The 20,050-nt window shown below is 55.4% G+C and carries 20 protein-coding genes; 2 read left to right on the forward strand and 18 right to left on the reverse strand.

Annotation, left to right across the window (positions count from 1 at the left end; all coding sequences use genetic code 11):
• Positions 1 to 14: 14 nt before the first annotated feature.
• The 18 genes from secA to hrcA all read right to left on the reverse strand — a co-directional run bounded on the left by secA (position 15) and on the right by hrcA (position 18,895).
• Positions 15 to 2,771: a preprotein translocase subunit SecA gene (gene secA, locus B9Y55_RS04270; protein ID WP_085544126.1), complete on the reverse strand. Its 2,757-nt coding sequence runs from the start codon at positions 2,769 to 2,771 to the stop codon at positions 15 to 17.
• 24 nt (positions 2,772 to 2,795) lie between these two features.
• Positions 2,796 to 3,368, reverse strand: coding sequence for a CDP-diacylglycerol--glycerol-3-phosphate 3-phosphatidyltransferase (pgsA, locus tag B9Y55_RS04275; RefSeq protein WP_085544127.1), 573 nt, complete (start codon positions 3,366 to 3,368; stop codon positions 2,796 to 2,798).
• Positions 3,369 to 3,505: 137 nt separating this feature from the next.
• On the reverse strand, positions 3,506 to 4,216 hold the full coding sequence (locus B9Y55_RS04280) for an ABC transporter ATP-binding protein (protein WP_085544128.1): 711 nt from the start codon (positions 4,214 to 4,216) through the stop codon (positions 3,506 to 3,508).
• Positions 4,209 to 4,997 carry an ABC transporter ATP-binding protein gene (locus B9Y55_RS04285; RefSeq protein ID WP_085544129.1) on the reverse strand — a complete coding sequence of 263 codons (789 nt, stop codon included), beginning with the start codon at positions 4,995 to 4,997 and terminating at the stop codon, positions 4,209 to 4,211. The genes B9Y55_RS04280 and B9Y55_RS04285 overlap by 8 nt, the downstream gene beginning before the upstream one ends.
• Complete coding sequence (locus B9Y55_RS04290) at positions 4,990 to 6,042, reverse strand: branched-chain amino acid ABC transporter permease (protein WP_085544130.1); 1,053 nt, start codon at positions 6,040 to 6,042, stop codon at positions 4,990 to 4,992. The genes B9Y55_RS04285 and B9Y55_RS04290 overlap by 8 nt, the downstream gene beginning before the upstream one ends.
• The gene (locus tag B9Y55_RS04295; RefSeq protein WP_085544131.1) at positions 6,039 to 6,932 is read right to left on the reverse strand and encodes a branched-chain amino acid ABC transporter permease; all 894 of its coding nucleotides are present in this window, start codon (positions 6,930 to 6,932) and stop codon (positions 6,039 to 6,041) included. The genes B9Y55_RS04290 and B9Y55_RS04295 overlap by 4 nt, the downstream gene beginning before the upstream one ends.
• A gap of 62 nt (positions 6,933 to 6,994) precedes the next feature.
• On the reverse strand, positions 6,995 to 8,137 hold the full coding sequence (locus tag B9Y55_RS04300) for an ABC transporter substrate-binding protein (protein ID WP_085544132.1): 1,143 nt from the start codon (positions 8,135 to 8,137) through the stop codon (positions 6,995 to 6,997).
• Positions 8,138 to 8,226: 89 nt separating this feature from the next.
• Positions 8,227 to 8,697, reverse strand: a complete 471-nt coding sequence (nrdR, locus tag B9Y55_RS04305) for a transcriptional regulator NrdR (protein ID WP_085544133.1) — start codon at positions 8,695 to 8,697, stop codon at positions 8,227 to 8,229.
• Between the two features lie 78 nt (positions 8,698 to 8,775).
• Positions 8,776 to 8,952 carry a 30S ribosomal protein S21 gene (gene rpsU, locus B9Y55_RS04310; protein ID WP_085544134.1) on the reverse strand — a complete coding sequence of 59 codons (177 nt, stop codon included), beginning with the start codon at positions 8,950 to 8,952 and terminating at the stop codon, positions 8,776 to 8,778.
• A gap of 31 nt (positions 8,953 to 8,983) precedes the next feature.
• On the reverse strand, positions 8,984 to 9,322 hold the full coding sequence (locus tag B9Y55_RS04315; RefSeq protein ID WP_085544135.1) for a histidine triad nucleotide-binding protein: 339 nt from the start codon (positions 9,320 to 9,322) through the stop codon (positions 8,984 to 8,986).
• A gap of 58 nt (positions 9,323 to 9,380) precedes the next feature.
• Positions 9,381 to 10,406 carry a J domain-containing protein gene (locus B9Y55_RS04320; protein WP_085544136.1) on the reverse strand — a complete coding sequence of 342 codons (1,026 nt, stop codon included), beginning with the start codon at positions 10,404 to 10,406 and terminating at the stop codon, positions 9,381 to 9,383.
• Complete coding sequence (locus B9Y55_RS04325; RefSeq protein ID WP_159448225.1) at positions 10,403 to 11,965, reverse strand: Hsp70 family protein; 1,563 nt, start codon at positions 11,963 to 11,965, stop codon at positions 10,403 to 10,405. The genes B9Y55_RS04320 and B9Y55_RS04325 overlap by 4 nt, the downstream gene beginning before the upstream one ends.
• The gene (gene mtaB, locus B9Y55_RS04330) at positions 11,962 to 13,284 is read right to left on the reverse strand and encodes a tRNA (N(6)-L-threonylcarbamoyladenosine(37)-C(2))-methylthiotransferase MtaB (RefSeq protein ID WP_085544138.1); all 1,323 of its coding nucleotides are present in this window, start codon (positions 13,282 to 13,284) and stop codon (positions 11,962 to 11,964) included. The genes B9Y55_RS04325 and mtaB overlap by 4 nt, the downstream gene beginning before the upstream one ends.
• Positions 13,281 to 14,150 (reverse strand): 50S ribosomal protein L11 methyltransferase, encoded by an 870-nt coding sequence (locus tag B9Y55_RS04335; RefSeq protein WP_085544139.1) that lies wholly within the window; start codon positions 14,148 to 14,150, stop codon positions 13,281 to 13,283. Before B9Y55_RS04335 ends, mtaB begins: the two co-directional genes overlap by 4 nt.
• Positions 14,151 to 14,307: 157 nt before the next feature.
• Complete coding sequence (dnaJ, locus tag B9Y55_RS04340) at positions 14,308 to 15,435, reverse strand: molecular chaperone DnaJ (RefSeq protein ID WP_085544140.1); 1,128 nt, start codon at positions 15,433 to 15,435, stop codon at positions 14,308 to 14,310.
• A 17-nt stretch (positions 15,436 to 15,452) separates the two neighbouring features.
• The gene (gene dnaK / locus B9Y55_RS04345) at positions 15,453 to 17,261 is read right to left on the reverse strand and encodes a molecular chaperone DnaK (RefSeq protein WP_085544141.1); all 1,809 of its coding nucleotides are present in this window, start codon (positions 17,259 to 17,261) and stop codon (positions 15,453 to 15,455) included.
• A gap of 41 nt (positions 17,262 to 17,302) precedes the next feature.
• Positions 17,303 to 17,857, reverse strand: coding sequence for a nucleotide exchange factor GrpE (locus tag B9Y55_RS04350; RefSeq protein ID WP_085544142.1), 555 nt, complete (start codon positions 17,855 to 17,857; stop codon positions 17,303 to 17,305).
• A gap of 3 nt (positions 17,858 to 17,860) precedes the next feature.
• Entirely contained in the window at positions 17,861 to 18,895 is a 1,035-nt protein-coding gene (hrcA, locus tag B9Y55_RS04355) for a heat-inducible transcriptional repressor HrcA (protein WP_085544143.1), read from the reverse strand.
• Between the two features lie 189 nt (positions 18,896 to 19,084).
• Between hrcA and B9Y55_RS04360 the strand changes: the two genes are divergently transcribed.
• Both B9Y55_RS04360 and B9Y55_RS13195 read left to right on the forward strand, forming a co-directional pair.
• On the forward strand, positions 19,085 to 19,723 hold the full coding sequence (locus B9Y55_RS04360) for a histidine phosphatase family protein (protein ID WP_085544144.1): 639 nt from the start codon (positions 19,085 to 19,087) through the stop codon (positions 19,721 to 19,723).
• Between the two features lies 1 nt (position 19,724).
• The coding region (locus tag B9Y55_RS13195; protein ID WP_159448226.1) for a hypothetical protein at positions 19,725 to 20,050 on the forward strand (326 nt) is incomplete at its 3' end.

The following is a 20,050-nucleotide window of genomic DNA, read 5'->3' on the forward strand; positions in this document are numbered from 1 at the left end:
GAGATTCCTCCGGTTCAAGAGTTTTTGCCGCAGCAGGCTTTGTATTTTTTGCCGCTACCACAGGGACAGGGCTCGTTTCTGCCTATCTTTCGCCCTTCCCTGCGAAAAGGCTCGTGGCGGCCATCTCCGGCGTCCGCCCCGGGGACAGGGACACCTCCAGGGGAGGGGACGTGAAAATCCCTGCTCTCCCTGACAGGTTGACGTCTTGGAACCCTGTTTTCCGAGACCACGGCGACCCTGAACAAAAGCTGGGCGATAGACTCACGGACCTGGGCCATAGACTCCTGGAACAGGGAGTAAGATTCAAATTGATACTCCAGCAGAGGGTCTTTCTGGCCTACCGCCCTGAGCCCTATACCCTGTCTGAGAGCGTCCATGGCGAGAAGATGTTCCTTCCAGCTTCCGTCTAGGACGTGAAGGGATATAAAGCGGAACAGATCGGTACAGTTGTCCTCCCCTATCTGCTTGACCCTCAGGAAGTAGCTGGACCTTAGGTCCGACAGCACCGCATCCTTAGCCTCAGGGAGGGCGTGAAGACTGTCTACGCCCTCGAGAGGTGCCTCCACGCCGGGCCAGAAAATAGCCTTAAGCTTAGACGCCGCTCCCACAGGGTCTAGCTCGCCGTTTTCGGGAAAGTGACGATCTATAACGTCCTCGGCTACGCCTCCTACTATCTCCCATCCGTGGTCTATAACCTGCTGGTCGGTGAGGATCCTCTGTCTCTCGTCGTAGACCGCCTCCCTCTGGCGGTTCATGACGTTGTCGTACATGAGTAGCTGGCGACGGATGTCGTAGTGAAGCTGCTCCACCTTTTTCTGGGCCGACTCGATAGCCCTGGTCAGAAGAGGGTGTTCGATGGCCTCCCCTTCCTCCAGTCCTAGCTTACCCATTATTCCCTGGATCTTCTCCGAGCCGAAGAGCCTCAGAAGGTCGTCCTCAAGGGACAGGTAGAACCGGGAACTTCCGGGATCTCCCTGACGGCCGGACCTTCCCCTTAGCTGGTTGTCGATACGACGGGCCTCATGTCTCTCTGTGCCCAGGATGCATAGGCCACCGAGCTCCAGGACCTTGGCCTTCTCCTGGGCACAGGATTCTCTGTGCTTCTCCAGTAAGGCCTGATATTTCTCCGGTGCCTCCCCTATCTCCTGACCCTCTTTTCTCAGTTCCTCCTGGGCCAGATACTCGGGGTTTCCCCCTAGGAGAATGTCGGTGCCTCGTCCCGCCATGTTGGTCGCTACTGTGACAGCACCGATCCTTCCCGCCTGGGCTATTATGATCGATTCTCTTTCGTGATACTTGGCGTTAAGGACCTGATGTGGCACCTTTCGGGCCTTGAGGAGCTTGCTGAGCCTCTCGGACTGCTCCACCGACGTGGTTCCGACCAGTATAGGACGACCCTGGGAGGATATGTTCTGTATCTCGTCGGCGACGGCGGCGAACTTCTCCCCTTTGGTCCGGTAGACCTGGTCGGCGAAGTCCTCCCGAACGATCGGGCGGTTTGTGGGAATACATATGACCCCAAGACCGTAGATCTCTTTGAACTCCTCCGCCTCGGTTACGGCGGTACCGGTCATACCGGCCAGTTTTCCGTACATTCGAAAGTAATTCTGTAAGGTTATGGTGGCTAAGGTCTGGCTCTCTTTGCCTATCTTTACCTTTTCCTTGGCCTCTATAGCCTGATGAAGGCCGTCGGAGAACCTCCGACCGAACATCAGCCTTCCGGTAAACTCGTCAACTATGACGATCTCGTTATCCTTTATCATATAGTGAACGTCTCTTTTGAAGAGGGTTCTGGCCTTCACCGCCTGAAGGATCTTGTGGGCCATGTCGGCGTGAGCCATGTCGGTGAAGAGGTCGGGAATGGAGAGGGCCTCCTCGCATTTGGCTATACCTCTTGAGGTCAGAGCTACGGACCGCTCTTTCTCGTCGAACTCGAAGTCTCCGTCGGGCTCGGGCCGTTCCTGGCCGTCCAGTACCGACGGCTTGACCTCGTTAGGGTCTTTCGCCACGCCGGAAAGCCTGGAGGCTATCTGGTCCGCCCTAACGTAAGGCTCCTCGCTGTCCTCGGAGGGACCGGAGATTATGAGAGGGGTCCTGGCCTCGTCGACCAATATAGAGTCGACCTCGTCGACGATACAGTAGTTATGTCCCCTCTGGACCATCTGAGACTGGGAGAGGACCATGTTGTCCCTGAGATAGTCGAAGCCGAACTCGCTGTTTGTGCCGTAGGTTATGTCCGAAAGGTAGGCCCTGCGACGTTCCTCGGGGTCCATGAAGGAGTAGATAACCCCTACCGATAGCCCTAAGGCGTTGTAGAGAGGGCTCATCCAGGAGGAGTCCCTTTTCGCCAGGTAATCGTTTACGGTGACTACGTGGACCCCTTTTCCCGACAGTGCGTTGAGGATCACCGCCAGAGGTGCCACGAGGGTTTTGCCCTCTCCGGTCTTCATCTCGGCTATGTTGCCCTGATGGAGGGCTATTCCTCCCATCATCTGGACGTCGAAGTGCCGAAGGCCTAATTTTCTGACCGACGCCTCTCGAACCATGGCGAAAACCTCAGGTAGCCTATCGGACATGGCCTGGGAGAGATCCTGGCCCTCCAGACCAGAAAATTCGTCTTTGATCGCCAGAGCTCTCACGGTGATATCGTCGTCGGAGAGGGACTGCATCCGGGATTCCAGGGAGTTTATCTCCTCTACCGTCTTTCTGTAGCTTTTCAGGGCCCTTTCGTTAGGGTCGAGACCTAGGGCTTTTTTCAATGAACCGAACAATACTTCCACCTCAAATCGTTTTTTTCAGTCAGAATCAACTATAAGATCCCACCCGCCTGTCAGGTAGACAGCGCCGGACCAGACCGTGAGGGACAGGGCGACCCACATAGCAGGCAGGGCAAAGGGCATTTTGAATATCATCATGGTTATGGCTATTATCTGAACCACCGTCTTGGCTTTTCCGCTCCAGGACGCCGGAATGACCACCCCTTCCACCGCCGCGACCATCCTGAGACCGCTTACGACGAAGTCTCTGGAGACTATGACCACAACCATCCAGGCTGGAAGCCTTCCAAGCTGCACCAGGGATATCAGGGCGGCGACGACCAGAACCTTGTCCGAAAGGGGATCTATGAATTTGCCGAAGTTGGTCACCATTCCCTTCTTTCTGGCGATATATCCGTCGGCGGTATCGGTCAAGGCGGCTATTATAAAGACCACCCCTGCCAGTACGTCTCCGTAGGTTATATTCAGCCCCAGGTTTACCATATAAGGTATATCAAAATCTATCCTCACTGTGAGGAGAAATACCACCAAAGGGGCCAGAAAAATCCGGGACAGGCTGAGCATATTAGGGACATTCAGTGCGGACGGCATAAAAAGACCTCCTTAAGTCTGTTGCGCCCATCGGGGCCTGTATATTATGACACAAAAGACGGTCCTGTACAGAGAAAAGGACCTAACTTAGAGGCCATACGAAAGGAGAGCCCCGGGGCTCTCCTTTCGTATGGCCTCTATCCGCCTAGATATGCCTCTTTTACCCTGGGATCCCTTAAAAGATCCTGTCCCGTCCCCTCGAGAACCACCGATCCTACCTCAAGGACATAGGCGTAATCGGCGATTTTGAGGGCGGCGAAGGCGTTTTGTTCCACCAGGAGCACCGTCTTGCCCTGGGAGTTTATCTCCTGAATTATGTCGAAAACCTCTTTGACCAGAAGGGGAGCCAGTCCCAAAGAGGGCTCGTCGAGCATGATAACGTCCGGGCGGCTCATGAGGGCCCTGCCGACCGCCAGCATCTGCTGTTCGCCCCCTGATAGGGTTCCCCCTTTCTGCCACGAACGCTCTTTCAGCCTGGGGAACAGCTCGTAGACCCATTGGATATCGCTTTTGATTCCCTCTTTGTCGTCCCTTATGTAGGCCCCTAGATGGAGGTTTTCCTCCACCGTCAGGTGAGGAAGTATCCTACGTCCCTCGGGACACATAACCACTCCCGACTTGACGATTTCCTCAGGGGTCTTTTTGAGGAGGTTGCCTTTAGCTCCCTCCAGGGAGATATCGCCGGAGGTTTCCTTCAAAAGCCCCGATATAGCCCTGATGGTGCTGCTTTTCCCCGCTCCGTTCGCCCCTATCAAGGTGACCACCTTGCCTTTAGGGACCTCTATGGAAACCCCTTTTACGGCGTGTATACCGCCGTAATGTACGTCCAGATCGCTGACTTTAAGCATCGGCCAGATACTCCTCTCCCAGATAGGCCTCTATAACCCTGGGATCACCCTGGATTTCCTTGGGGTTGCCCTGAGCTATGAGCTTACCGTAGTCCAGAACCCATATGTGCTCGCAGACCCCCATGACGACCTTCATGTCGTGCTCTATGAGCAGGATAGTCAGGTTAAACTCGTCTCTTAGCCTTCTTATGAAGGTCATGAGCACGTGGGATTCCTCGGGGTTCATGCCGGCGGCGGGCTCGTCCAGGAGCAGGAAGCTGGGCTCCGTCGCCAGAGCCCTGGCTATCTCAAGCCGTCTCTGCTGACCGTAGGGCAGGGACTCGGATCTCTCGTTGGCCACGGTGTGTAGATCGACTCTCTCCAGAAGCTCCATTGCCTTATCCCTTACCTCCCGCTCCTCTTTATTGAAGGAGGGCAGGTTTAAAGGGGCCTGCCACCAACGGCTCTTTTGCCTAATATGAGCCCCTATCATGACGTTCTCCAGAACCGTCTCGTTTTTGAAAAGCCTTATGTTCTGGAACGTCCGGGCCACCCCCATACGACAGACCTTGTGAGGGGCCAGGCCGGTTATATCCTGACCTGAAAAGGAGACCGATCCCTCGGTAGGCCGATAGTAGCCCGTTATCATGTTGAAGGAGGTGGTTTTGCCCGCACCGTTAGGTCCGATAAGGCCGACTATCCGATTTTCCTGGATAGCCATGGAAAAATCGCTCACCGCGGTGACACCGCCGAACCTCATGGTCAGGTTCGCGGCGTCCAGTATTACAGGACGATCAGCCATTGGATTTTCCTCCCTTCCGAGCCCCTAGGAGGCCGTTCCAGCTGAACTCCCTGTTTCCCATGACCCCGTCGGGGCGGTAGATGATGATAAGTATCAGGGATATGGCGAATATAACCATCCTCATGCCGGGAACGCCGGGAATGTGCAGCGATCCTATGGTTATAGGGTTCTCAACTATTCTCAGCCACTCCAGAAGTATGGTCACGATAGTGGCACCTATTACGCTGCCCGTCAGTGAGCCGAGGCCACCGGCTACCACAACCATAAGGACGTTGTAGGTCATTATGACCATAAACATCTTTGGGTCTATGGTGGTCAACAGGCTCGCCATAAGAGCCCCTCCGATTCCGGCGAAAAAGGCCCCTAGTGTGAAGGATATAACCCTGTAGCGGAAGGTGTCTATTCCCATGGCCTTGGCGGCCAGTTCGTCGTCCCTTATGGCCTTGAGGGCGTTTCCGAAGTTGCTGTTGACCAATCGATACATCACGTAGAGGGTGAAGAACATCCAGCCGTAGTTCCACCAGAGGTTGGCGTAGGGGGGTATTCCCTTAAGGCCCAGAGCACCGTTGGTTATGGTGGGGATGTTGTTGGCCACAACCCTGATTATCTCAGCAAAGCCTAAGGTGGCGATTCCGAGATAATCCCCTCCCAGCCTGAGGACCGGGATCCCTATCAGCAATCCCGCAAGGGCGGCCACGAGCCCACCGGCCAGTACTGCGACCACGAAAGGAGCGTGGGCGGAGTAGAGCACCGGATTGAGAGGTTCAAGTATGAAGATCATGTCCTTTTGCATCTCCGGCAGTATGAGGAGGGAGGAGACGTAGGCCCCAATACACATAAATCCGGCGGTGCCCAGGGAGAACATTCCGGTTATACCGTATATCAGGTTTAGGCTGAGCCCCAGTATGGAGTATATGGCTATCAGGTTGAGTATCTGTATTTTATAGCCGTCCAGGTTGCCTGGGACCCACCATAAAAACACCCCTATCGCCGTTAAGGCGATCAGTGACAGAAATAGATTTCTAGTTTTGTTGGCTTCCATCATATCTTCTCCTCTATCTTCTCCCCCATGAGACCGGTTGGCTTGGCCAGAAGGATGACTATAAGAAGTATAAAGGCAAAGGCGTCCTTAAACCCCGATAGATCGGGAAAGAAAGCCACCGTCATGATCTCCACAAATCCCAGTATCAGCCCTCCTATGACCGCACCGTGGATAGAGCCAATACCTCCGACTACCGCCGCTATAAACGCCTTTATACCGGGCATAAATCCCATAAGAGGCTGAATCTGAGGGTAGCGGAGAGCCCACATAATACCCGATGCCGCCGCCAGGGCGGAGCCGAGGCCGAAGGTGAGGGCTATTATCTTGTTTACCGACACCCCCATGAGCCTGGTGGTCTCTATATCTTTCGATATGGCCCTCATGGCGAGGCCGGGCTTGGTCTTGTAGACGATAAACAGAAGCCCTAAGACCAGGACAAAGCAGGTGATAGGCACGATAATGGCCAGAGGAAGTATCCTGAGCCCTTTGACGATAACCACCTTGACGAAAAAGTCGGGCCTCACCACCGGTCTAGGTATGCCCGAGAAGATGACTATCGCCAGGTTCTGGATCAGGAAAGACATACCGATAGAGCTTATGAGGGCCGATATTCTAGGGGCATCCCTGAGGGGCTTATAGGCTATTTTATCGACCATGACGCCGCAGAGGGCACATATAGCGATAGAGAGAACCGCACCTACCGCCCATGGAAGCTTGAAAAGGGTGCCGGAAAAAAAGATAAAGTAAGCCCCAAGCATGAAGATATCGCCGTGGGCGAAGTTAATCAGTCTCAGTATCCCGTAGACCATGGTGTAGCCTATGGCCACAAGGGCGTAGAGACTTCCCAGTGTCAGGGCGTTGAAAAAGTGCTGCACGAACATCTGAACCGTCATACGTCCACCTCCTGAAAAAAGGGGGGAGGCAAGCTCCCCCCTTCAAAAGTCCTTCGCCTGTCCTACATATCGGGCTGAACGGAGGCGGTGTAGACCTGAACTCCGTCCTTGATGACCTTTATGCCGACGGGCTTCTCTGCATCGTGGGTCTCGTTTATGGTGGTGAGACCGGTGACCCCGGGCCAGTCCTTAGCGGAGGCGAAGGCCTCGGTGATCTTCTCAGGATCGGCGCTGTTGGCCCTCTTAATGGCGTCTATGACGAACATGTAGCAGTCGTAGCCCAGTGCGGAGTTGGCGTTAGGCTCGGCCATATCGGTTCCGGCGTACTTCTCCCTCCAGAGTCTGGTGAAGGTCTCAGCCTCTTTGGACATATCGGGCATCTCAGGAGCGTAGGGGAAGGTGGTGTAGGCAAAGCCCTCCGCAGCCTCTCCGCCGATCTTGACCAGGTCGGGGTTGTCCATGGCGTCTCCGCCCATGATGTGGAAGGTGGCTCCCAGCTCACGAGCCTGCTTCATGATGACCGCTCCCTCGGCGAAGTAGGACGGTATGTAGAGGAAATCCGCCCCTTTGCTGATGGCGTCGGTGATCTGGGCGGTGAAGTCCTGGTCGCCGGACTGATACTTGTAGTTTCCGATAATGGTTCCGCCTTTTTTCTCGAAAGCCTTGCGGAAGAAGTTTCCAAGGCCTACGGAATAATCCTGGGCTACGTCCAGGAGAAGGGCGGCCTTCCTGGCCTCAAGGCTGTCGTAGGCGTAGGTCGCAGCGGCGGCTCCCTGATAGGGGTCTATAAAGCACATACGGAAGTAGTACTTTTTGCCCTGGGTGACCAGGGGGTTGGTGGCTGAGTCGGTGATACAGGGGATTCCGGCGACCTCAGCGACTTCTCCTCCAGCCATGGAGAGGGATGAGCCGTAGCTGCCTATTATGGCTACGACTTTGTCCCTGTCGATAAGCCTTTTAACGGCGTTAGCCGCCTCCACCTTATCGGACTTGTTATCCACTATGAAAAGCTTTACCGGACGGCCTAAAACCTCCGGTGCCTGCTCATGGGCCAGTTTTATTCCCTCGACGGTGAGCTGACCACCGAAGGCATTCTGACCGGTCATAGGCTCGTAAACGCCTATTCTGATCTCCTCCGCCGCAAAAGCGGAACCCGCTAAAAAGACGACTACCAACAGCGATAATAAAAATTTCGAAGTTCTCAACTTAAACGTCCCTCCCTACAAAAAAGTATTGTGCGAACAGTACGAATCAATTATATACTAAAAGTTGTCAAAAGGAAAAGCCTCCGAGATCATCTCAGAGGCTTTCTTTTATCCAACAGCATCGATATTTCGTTCTGAAAGCTGGTAAGGTCGGTGAACTCCCTGTAGACCGAGGCAAAACGGACGTAGGCGACCTTATCGAGGTCCGCCAGTTCCTCCATGACTATCTCCCCTATCCTGACGCTGGAGACCTCCCCACCACCTTCGGCGAGAAGCCTGTCCTCGACTCGACAGGCGGTCTCCTCCAGCCTCTCCAGGGAGACAGGCAGTTTTTCGCAGGCCTTCCTTATGCCCCTGAAAACCTTATCCCTGTCGAAAGCCTCCCTCTTTCCGTCCTTTTTAAACACCCACAGGAGCTTCTTTTCGTCCACCCTCTCGTAGGTCGTAAACCGAGACGAACAGGAGGGACATTCCCTCCGTCGCCTCACGATTCTGCCTTCGTCGGCGGTCCTGGTCTCTATAACCCTGGTCTCGGAGGCGGCGCACTTAGGACACCTCATGTTATAAAATCCCCCCCTTAAGGGCGGCCAAAGAAAAAAGGCCCGGAGATTCGTCCGGGCCTTAGATCCATCAAAGCTCTACCGGTGTTTCTTCTTGGCAAGCTCCTGCTTCTTCCTCTTCTTGGCCTCACTGGGCTTCTCGTAGTGCTCTCTCTGGCGAGCCTCCCGGAGGACCCCCGTTCTGGAGACGTCCCGTTTGAATCGCCTGAGGGCGTCCTCGAGGGACTCGTTGTCGCGTCTGACAACCGTCGTCATATCCCTTCCCTCCTTTCTTCTCCACCGACGCCTATCCTGGAGGCCATCCTAAAGGACGACCTGAAAGCAGGTGGACGTGAAGGTGGGGGACTGTCTGACCGGCGTCCTCGCCACAGTTGACGACGAGCCGATATCCTGAATCCGGAGAGATACGTCGAACAACTTCCCGGACTGCAACCATTAGTGATACCCAGAGGACATGGTCCTCGACATGAGAAGCAGAGGGAACGTGATCCTTCGGTATTATCAGGACATGGCTAGGGGCCTGAGGGGCGATATCCCTGAAGGCGAGACAGGTCTCGTCCTCATAGACTATATCGGCCTTCAGTTCACCGGAAACGATCCTGCAGAAGGGACAACTCTGACTCAAACGACCTCACCTCTCCGCACCTCGATCTGATTCTATGCGATCAAGGTCCAAGGGTATTTTATACTACTGTGCTCCGACATACAATAGCACGGGACCAAGCTTTTACCGCTGGATCTTCCGATTTTTCCGAAATAGCCCTAATTCGTAACATCAGACGGTCTGGACAGCCCCTCCGATATAGTTGCCGGAGGAGGGGAACCAGAAGAGCCTCGTCTTTTGAGGCCAAAAAGGATTCTATTCTGGAAACAGGAGGCAAAGGGAGATCCTGGGGCCACTGGGCCATCAGGACACCGGCGACCTGGCTCGAGGCGGGCTCGGGAAGGCCGGAGTATATGGATTTCCCCCCAGGAATCGATTTGATCCATTTGAGGTATTTTCGGGCGACTCCCAAGGTCATGGAGCGAAAGTGAGGGGCTCCGGCCATGGCGTAACGGAGGGATCCCATAGGGTCCTTCAAGGTTGCCAGTCCGTCTATGACTTCCTCGTCGAGGCCAAACCTGGATATACACCTCTCTATAGCCGACGACACCTCCGACGATCCTATGGAGGGCAACAGGCGACCGATGGCCAGGGAACGGACCTCCGGCAGGGAGCTTTCAAGCCTCTTAAGCAATCTTCCCCTATCGGACACCGATCCTGGACGGTCCACTCTGGACAGAATGGCCTCGAGGGATTCCTCCGCCTCCGATATGGCGTCGTCCAACACCCTGGCCCTACGGGCCTCCTCTTCCCTCCTGGTCCTCTCTCTCTCTTCTTTTTTTTCCTTTCGCTTTCTGGAGACGTCCTCTACGGTCCTGGAGACCCAGGAGGACGCCTTTACGAAAGGATCCCACATCCAGCTGAGATCTATCTTTCTGCCTTTTTCGCCCGCACGTTCTTCCTCGAAGCGCTCTCCCGATCGGAACCGGTCTCTGAGGGTCATATAGGCTTCCGAGATTCGCTCAAAGTCCCTGGAGCTAGATCTCGCCACGTCGGGATGGGACTGTCTGGCACAACGCCGGAAAGCGGCCTTGACCTCGGACCAGGAGGCTCCGGGGGAAAGGTTCAGTATGTGATAACACTCTCTGACGGTCATTCCGTTCATCTTCCAACCTCATCCTCTATGGCTTCTATCATCCTGGCGGCGACCTTAAGCCCATCCCGATAGAGATGGGGCTCCAGGTCCGCCAGCATATCGACTTTACCGAGCAGCTTTTCCGCCCTTTCTACCTGAAAAATCGACAGAGAGGGCTTTATCCTTTTGAGCCTTTTCTTCAGGGCTTCAGGATCCTCCCCGTCGAGGCTGTCGCCGGAGGAGACCCCAAGCTCCATAGGAGCTATGGAGATAGACTCTCCTGACTCTCTGGAGAGGTGGACCTTGAGGAGCCCTCCAGAGTCTATCCTAAAGTCGAGATCCACCCTCTCCCCTATATCCATGTCCTGAAGATCCATCTTAGCCACGATACGACAGCGGCTGGACCTCTCAGGATCACCTTGGAACAAAGAGAGCGAGAGATCACCGCCGCCTACGCTTTTGAACGCCCTGTTCGATCTGGCCGGAAGGGGGTGTCCTTTTTTCAGTATGGAGACCGGAGTTCCGTCAAAGGCGATTATGCCCAGGCTCTCGGAGAGCACGTCCAGGAGCAGTCTATCGGTCCCGTTGACACCGTACATCGCCGCACCGATGGCAACAGCTTCGTCAGGGGATCTGCCCATCCTTACGGGAACAGGTATCTCCCGGGCGAGCAAGGTCTTCAGGAGAGGTATCCTGCTGCTGCCTCCCACCATTATGACGCAGTCCGGGCTGTGTCGCTTCCATAAAGTCACCCCCAGGTTTACCGCTTTTTTGAGCCAGGGGGCGGCCAGTATCTCCACGTCGGACCTTGAAAAAGACAGCTCCGATCGAGACGAAGCGAGAGGGATTGGAACCTGCCATGTCAGTTTACCCTGAAAGGAGAGGGCACACTTAACCTGCTCCGCCTCAAAAAGCAGTAGACGGAACAGAGGGTCGTCCTGGTCCAAGGTGATACCTAGCTTTTCGGCCATAGAGAGGGCCAAAGCCCTATCTATCTCGACCCCTCCGGCGGACGAATCACCCAGACTCTCGAGAACCTGCCAGGTCTGGCCGTCCCTCTCCACCACCGAGACGTCCACGGTGCCACCTCCAAAGTCGAATACCAAAATCCTCCCGGTGCTCTCACAGGCGAAGGCGGCGGCGGTGGGCTCGTTTAAAATCCTAACGTCCTCGAAACCTCCAGCTCTAGCCGCTCGGGCCATGGCGGATCTCTCAAGAAAGCTGAACTGGGCGGGAACGGTTATGACGCAATCGGTGACCATAGAGTGGAGATATGCCTCGCAGTCCTCTCTTATGGTGGATATCAACGGGACAAGTATCTCCTGAGCGGAACGATGACGGCCGTCGGCCACAGGGGCCCAGTCGGTTCCTAGCCTCCGTTTGACGTCGGACCAACATCCGAACACCGGATGGAAGGCCCTTCTCCGGGCCTCCTCCCCGACGTGCCAGCCCTTTTGATCGAGACATATTATAGAAGGAGTCCGAAACTCTCCGTATCGGTTAGGTATCAGCCTGGCCTCTCCGTCAATCCAGACCGAGGCCAGGGCATAGCGAGTCCCTAGGTCGATACCTACCACCGGGGAGCTCACGACAGCACCTCTCCCTTGAGGTCGCCGTCCAGGAGGGAGGTTATCCTGACTTTGACTATAGACGACGTATCCCCATCTCCTGATGCCTTTACCTTGAGAAAGTGAGGGGTGTATCCGGTCACGAACCCTTCCGACCGCTCCTCCAGCATAACAGGAAGCTCTCCGCCGATCCACCTTTTGGAGTAGATTTCAAGAAGCTCCTCGCCGAGGGCGATAACCTCTCTACACCTATCCTCTGCGACCGAACGAGGTGGCCTGTCCGCCATAGACTTAGCCAAGGTCCCCTCTCTAGGGGAAAAGGGAAAGCCGTGAACCCTGCCAATGGCCCCATCCTTTAGCACCTGTAAGGTGTTTTTGAAGGCCCTGTCGTCCTCGCCGGGAAAGCCTACAAGCACGTCGGTGGAGATATGGACGTCCTCCCCTAAGGCACCCCTCAGTCGATCCAGAAGCCTCAGGTAGTCCGAGGAGGTGTGACCTCGTCTCATGGCGGCCAGTATCCTGTCGTCGCCGCTTTGAAGGGGAAGGTGGAGGTGGTGACAGAACTGAGGTACATCCCTCATGGAAGCGAGAAGGTCGTCGCCTATGGAGAAGGGCTCTAAAGAGCCGAGCCTTATCCTCAACACCCCTGGAATAGCTCCAACCCTCTCTATAAGCTCCGCTAAAGAGGGGCCTCCGTCTCTGCCGTAGAGGCCCAGATGGATTCCCGTAAGGACCACCTCGGGACAGCCTGAATCGACAACCGAGAGTATCTCCTTTTTAAGGCCCTCCCAGGGGCGGCTGACGGGCTTGCCTCTCAGGAAAGGTATTATGCAGTAGGAGCAAAAATGGTCGCAGCCGTCCTGGACCTTGAGAAAAGCCCTGGTCCTGAGCCTGGGCCTGTCCAGGGAGAGAGACTCCCAGTGACCGTCTTTCATGACGTTATCCCTGACGACGTGGACGGACCCCTGGGACAGTAGACCGGCAACCAGAGGAACGACCTGATCCTTTTTTCTGTTGCCGATAACCAGGTCGAGCATCAGTTCCTCTCGGTCCTCCTCGGAGAGACCTTGAGCCCAGCACCCTACAGCGACCACCAGGCCCTCGGGGTTAAACCGTCTGAACCTACGAACCATCTGACGACATTTTCTGTCAGCCTGGGCGGTGACGGAACAGGAAAGGAGCACCGCCACGTCCCAGGGACCCTCATCGATCAAAGTAGCGCCACAGGACTCAAAGGCCGAGGCGATAGCTTCGGCCTCGTATAGATTGGTACGGCATCCAAGGGCCTTGACGAGAACACGCTTGTCCCTGAGACTGCCTATGTTGACCTCCTGAGTCATCCCTTAAGGGACACCGCCAGTCCGTACCAATCTTCGCTGACGATCTCCTCCAGAACCTGAAGACCTTCGACCTTCAGACCTTCGATAAAACGATCCCTTTCCTTAACGGTCAGACCGGAGAATATGGCCACTCCTGAATCCCCTATTACCCTGGGGACGTCGGGCAACATCATCAGAAGGGGCTCCAAAAGTATATTAGCCACCAACAGATCCACCTTAACGTCGAACCCACCGAGGAGGTCGCCTACCGACGGCTCTATAGATCCTTCAGGCAGGTCGTTCATGGCTATGTTTGAGGCAACCTCGTCCATGACCGCCGGGTCCAGATCTCTGGCGTAGACCTTTCCCGCCCCTAGCTTAATTGAGGCCACCGAGAGAATTGCGGAGCCACAGCCGATATCGGCGACCAGGTCCCCTGGGGATAGATGTTTCTCCATCAATGTGAGGACGTTTTGGGTGCTTTCGTGATACCCCGTTCCAAAGGCGGAGCCGGGATTTATGTAAAGGGGGATCCTGCCCTGAGGTTCTTTGCCTCTATGCCAAGGGGCCAGGACCACGAACCGTTCCCCTATGTTGAGAGGGGGGAAGGCCTCCATACACTGGGTATGCCACTGTCTGTTCTCTATTTTTCCCATGTCCTTAACGGCCACATCGGGCCACTGGGCGATCAGAGAGGCGACAAGCTCGATCCAGTGCCCCAGATCGTGATTGCCTCTGTAATAGGCCCGAAGCTCCACCGACTGAGGCTTGTCCTCCTCCTCCGAACCTATACAGCCAGAGGCCTCCGCAAGGGACTGGAGGACCTCTCCCTGCCCAGGAAGGCCTTTCAGGGTGATGTACCACCAATAACTTTCAAACTCAGTCATGCAAACCCCTCCGTAGGGCCTCTGGAATCCGCGACTCCATAGGCCTGAAAATCGGCGCATCCGCACCGTCGCCATCCATTATAGCAAGACCGTTGAAAAAGGGGCGAAATAGAGAGGAGGTGGAGAAATATCCCCACCTCCTCTCTATTTCGATCCACTAACCGAAGAGACCTTTCAGCTTGTCCCATACCCCTTCCTCCGACTGAACGTCGACGTCCATCTCGGAGGCAAGGGCCTCTATGAGGCTTCTCTGCCTCTCGGTGAGCTTTTTGGGGACCTCCACTGTGACGTGGAGGAACAGGTCTCCCCTTCTGCTGGAGTTTCTCAGGCTGGGCATTCCCAATCCCGATATTTTAAGTACCTCTCCTGGCTCGGTCCCCGGCTTTACGGTGACCGTCGATTCGCCGTCGATAAGGGTCTGAACGGGGATCTCCCCTCCCAGAGCGGCCAGAGGGAAGGAGATAGACAGCCTCCTGTGGAGGTCCGTCCCGTCTCTCTCAAAATCCTGGTGAGGAAGGACGTCCATCACAAGGTAGAGATCCCCTGGAGGTCCCCCTTTATCCCCTAGTTCTCCTGCCCCAGGTATTCTGAGCCTGGTGCCTCGGTCCACACCGGGCTGTACCTTGACCTCTATGTCCCTGTTCTTTCTCACCTTGCCTCTGCCGGAACAGTCGTGACACTTGCTCTCGAAGGTCTTTCCCGATCCTCCACAGTCCGGGCAGGTTCCTACGGTCACCGCCTGTCCGAACATGGTCTGGGTCCTTTTACGGACCTGCCCCGAACCGTGGCATGTGGAGCAGGTGGATATCTTGGACCCTGGCTCCGCTCCGTTTCCATCGCACCGGGAGCAAGGCTCCCACCGAGGTATGGTTATCTTTCTTGTGATCCCTGAGGCCGCTTCCTCTAAGGTGATATCCATCGCCATCTCCAGGTCCGCACCTCTGACAGGGCCGTCCCTTCTGGAGCCTCGACCGAAGCCACCTCCGAACATATTGTCAAAGAGATCTCCAAATATGTCTCCCATGCCGCCCATGTCGCCGAAGGGAGAGCCTCCCTGGCCTACGTGGCCAAACTGATCGTACTGGGACTTCTTTCTCGGGTCGCTCAGAACCTCGTAGGCCTCGCTGACCTCTTTGAACTTCTCCTCCGCAGCGGAGTCCCCGGGGTTGGCATCGGGGTGGAACTGTCTCACCAGACGGCGATAGGCTTTCTTTATATCCGCTGCCGACGCCTCTTTTGAGACGCCTAGAATCTCATAATAGTCCCGCCCCGATCCGGCTGCCATAGACTATATCCCCTGAACTACTCGGAGAATTCGGCGTCTACCGTATCGTCCTTGGCACCAGCACCGGAGTCAGATGGGCCTTCAGGCTGTTCGCCGGACTGCTGGTAAAGCCTGGTGGAGAACTTCTGAACCTCTTCGTTAAGGTCGTGACAGGCGGACTCGATGGCCTTAGGATCCTCTCCCTCCAGAGCCTTTTTGACGTCGTCTACTTTGGACTGGATGGAGCCTTTCTCCTCAGCGGTGAGCTTATCGCCTAGGTCGGAGATGAGCTTTTCTGTCCTGTAGACCAGGCCGTCTCCCTCGTTTTTGGCCTCTATGAGGGCCTTCTTCTTGGAGTCGGCCTCCTCGTTGGCCTCGGCCTCTCTCTTCATCTTCTCGATATCGTCTTTGCTCAGGTTGGACGACTGGATGGTTATCTTCTGCTCCTTGCCCGTCCCTTTATCGGTGGCCTTGACGTTGAGTATACCGTTGACGTCGATGTTGAAAGACACCTCTACCTGAGGAATTCCTCTAGGTGCAGGTGGGATGCCGTCCAGGACGAAGGTGCCTAGAACGACGTTGTCCGCCGCCATCGACCTCTCGCCCTGAAGGACCTTTATCTCCACCTGGGTCTGATTGTCCGCCGCTGTGGTGAACACCTGGCTCTTGGTGACCGGTATAGCGGTGTTTCTCTCGATTATCCTGGTGCAGACACCACCTAAGGTCTCGATGCCCATAGAGAGAGGGGCGACGTCGACGAGAACTATGTTCTTGTCGGTATCCCCGGTCATGATGGCGCCCTGGATGGCCGCACCGGCGGCGACGCATTCGTCGGGGTTGATCCCTTTAGTGGCGTCTTTATCGAGAAGCTCTTTTATCTTCCTCTGAACCATAGGCATTCTGGTGGATCCTCCGACTAGAAGGACCTTGTCTATCTCCGACGCGGACAGATCGCTATCCTCAAGGGCCCGCTTCACCGGATCGACGACCCTAGCGAGAAGATCAGCGGTAAGCTCCTCGAACTTAGCCCGAGAGAGAGACAGCTCCATGTGCTTGGGGCCGGTCTCGTTTGCGGTGATGAAAGGCAGGGAGATCGACGTCTCAGGCATGGAGGAAAGCTCTATCTTCGCCTTCTCTGCCGCCTCTCTGAGCCTCTGAAAGGCCATTTTATCCTTAGAGAGGTCTATGCCCTCGGACTTTTTGAACTCACCGACCATCCAGTCGACGACCTTCATGTCCCAATCGTCGCCGCCGAGACGGTTGTCGCCGTGGGTAGCCAGAACCTCGAACACTCCGTCACCTACGTCGAGAACGGAAACGTCGAAAGTACCGCCCCCCAGATCGAACACCAGAAGCTTGGCCTCTCCCTGTTTGTCCATGCCGTAGGCCAGGCTTGCGGCGGTGGGCTCGTTGATTATCCTCAAGACCTCAAGGCCAGCGATGGCCCCTGCGTCTTTGGTGGCCTGTCTCTGAGCGTCGGTAAAGTAGGCGGGAACGGTTATGACCGCCTGCTTTACGTCCTCTCCTAGATACTCCTCTGCGTCCCTTTTGAGCTTTTGGAGAATCATCGCCGATATCTCCTGAGGGGTGTGTTTCTTGCCTCCGGCGTTGACGGTGTGGTCGGTGCCCATATAGCGTTTTACCGATATGACCGTGTTGTCGGAGTTCACTATGGCCTGTCTTCTAGCGAGCTGACCGACCAGTCTCTCTCCGTCTTTAGTAAAAGCCACCACCGAAGGGGTCGTCCTCGATCCCTCGGCGTTCGGTATTATGGTTACGTTGTCGCCCTCTTTTACGGCGATACAGCTGTTAGTCGTTCCCAGGTCTATTCCAACTACTTTTGCCATAATTAGTCACCTCTATAATATTTAAGGTAAATTTCTGTTTTTTATTCTTTTTCGGAGTAACTTCCAACCCTGACCTTCGAGGGCCTTATGACCCTGTCGGAAAGGGTATAACCTCTCTGAAACTCGTCGATAACCAGGCCATCCTCGGAAGGATCTTCCACCTCTACCACACCTACAGCCTCGTGATACTCGGGAGAGAAAGGCTCTCCTGCCGCCGGTATGACCTTGACCCCTAAAGCCTCAAGGGATCCCATAAACTGGCGGCGGACCATCTTTATGCCCTCTACCACCGTCGAGAGATCGGCTCCATCGCCGATGTTTAGAGCCCTGTCGAGATTGTCCAAAACAGGTATCATCTCCAGAACGCTTTTTTCACCGGCGAGCTCTCTGACTTTCTTCATCTCCCGGTCCATTCTGGCCCTGTAGTTGACCAGCTCCGCCTGAGCCCTTCCCGCAACCTCTCGGAAGGTCTCTCTCTCGTTCTCCAGTGCCTCTATACGCTCCAGATAACCGGCAATCTCGTCTTTGACGGGAGAGCCATCGTTTAAATCTTCCTCCAAAAGCTCCTCCTCAGGAAGGCCCTTTACGTCTTCCATAGGTCAAACCTCCTCTATATCGTCGTAGCTATCATCGTCGTTAAGGCCGTCGAGAACGGCCTCTAAAACGGCGATGGAATGCTCGTAATTCATCCTCACCGGGCCGATAAGCCCCACTATAGATCTCCTGGCTCCGACGGAAGAGGAAGCCATAACCACAGAACAGTCCTTCATTGATGGGATGAGGTTCTCGGTGCCGATAGTTACTTTTACCCCCTGATCGGCGGAACAGTCCTTTATCATGCCGACCAAAGTCGACTCCTCCTCCACCAGGGCCAAAAGGGTCTGAAGTCTGCCGAGATCGGCGAAATCGGGGACGTTGAACATCTGGCTCATGCCGCCGGTGCTCATGTGGTAGGTCTCCCTAGATAGCATAGAGTCGAGCCTGTCGATAGTGGCCCTGCATAGATCCCAGTATTCCTCCAGCCTGCCCGATACGTACTGGGCAAGGACGTCTCTGACTTTGTTCCAGGGATTTCCCGAGGCGACCTGATTGACCGAAGAGGAGAGCTCGTCGAGGGCCTCCTGATCTATATCGTGATTCAGCAGTATCTGCCTGCTTCTGACGATTCCTCCTTCGAGGACCACCAGCAAAAGCACCGACCTCTCGCCCATTCGGATCAGATCGATCTTACAGAGAGCCAGATCATCCACGGAGGTCACCGCCGCCACCCCGAGATAACTGGTGACCTGCCCCAACAGCCGAGATATCTGAGACAGGACCATCTCGACGCCGCTCTTTTGCCTTTTCACCGACCGAACCCAGCTCTCCAGGCCCGGGGGAGCTGAACGGCTTCTATGTAGAATCGAATTTACGTAGACCCTGTAGGCCGACGGAGTCGGAAGACGACCGGCGGAGGTGTGGGGCTGATAAAAATAGCCCATCTCCTCCAGATCGGACATCTCGTTTCTGACCGTGGCGGCACTACAGCCTTTTACGTATTTTTTCGATATGGTCCTGGAACCAACCGGCTCTCCGGTGGTTATATACTCGTATACCACCGACAGGACTATCTCCAGCTGACGCTCAGTGAGCATAGGACCCCCTCCAGGATGTATTAGCACTCAAACCTAACGAGTGCTAACCCACATGTGTACGGTGAGTAGATTACCAACCTATCGGCCCATTGTCAATACTGGTCAGACGAAAAAAATCCACCTACCTCGGGGGACAATCTATCCTATAATGGTAAGCTGGACAGAAAACGAAACCTGGAGGGGATTTTTTTGATAAAAGACAAAACCACCGTAATCCTTATCAGACACGGAGAGTGCGACGGAAACGTCAAAGGTATGTTTAGAGGACAGATGGACTTTCCCCTGAACGAGAGGGGCTTAAAGCAGGCGAAAGAGGCGGGGGATGCCGCAAAAAAGCTGGGGATAGACGCCATATACTCAAGCCCCCTTTTGAGAGCCAAACAGACCGCCCAGGCGGTGGCCGAGGCCTGTGGTCTTTCGGTGGCAAACTGCCCGGGCGTCAACAACATATCCCTAGGCAGCTGGGAGGGAAGGATAAAGGAAGAGATAGCGAAAGAGGAGCCTACTCTATGGAACACCTGGCTAAACGCCCCGGAATATCTGGTCTTTCCGGGAATGGAGCCCCTGACCGACGTTATGGCCCGATCGAGAGCGGCTTTAGACGAAATAGTGAAAACCCACCGAGGGGGCACGGTGGCGGTGGTCTCCCACAGGACGACTTTAAAGCCTCTGGTGGCGTCCTGTCTGGGTATACCTAAACCGTGGTTCTGGAAGCTCCATTTCGATACCGCCTCTTTGACCACGTTGCTCCACGACGAAAAGGGATATTCGCTGCTCCACTTTAACGGTACCGATCACCTGAGCGAATACAGATCGGAGTGGAACTGACTTGACCGGTATAGCGGGAGACCTGAGCCTGGTCATAGTCGCCGGCCTCCTGGGAGGATCGATCGCCCGGTTTCTCAAACAGCCTCTCATCCTGGGATACATACTGGCAGGCCTTCTGGTGGGCCCCTACACAGGAGGAGCCACCGTCTCGGAGATCCAGAACATAGAAGGCATCTCTAAAAACTCACATTTGAGTCCCCTCGGAGAGATCGTTCCGCCTACGCCCTGGCCCAATCGTATACTCGACCTGCCTGTTCCGTACGAACCGCCTCGGAGGGCACGTCCTGTGCCCCCTCGGCTTGGGGCGACGTCCTGTCGCCCCATTCG

This window comes from Dethiosulfovibrio salsuginis, from assembly GCF_900177735.1.
Classification (GTDB): Bacteria; Synergistota; Synergistia; order Synergistales; family Dethiosulfovibrionaceae; genus Dethiosulfovibrio; species Dethiosulfovibrio salsuginis.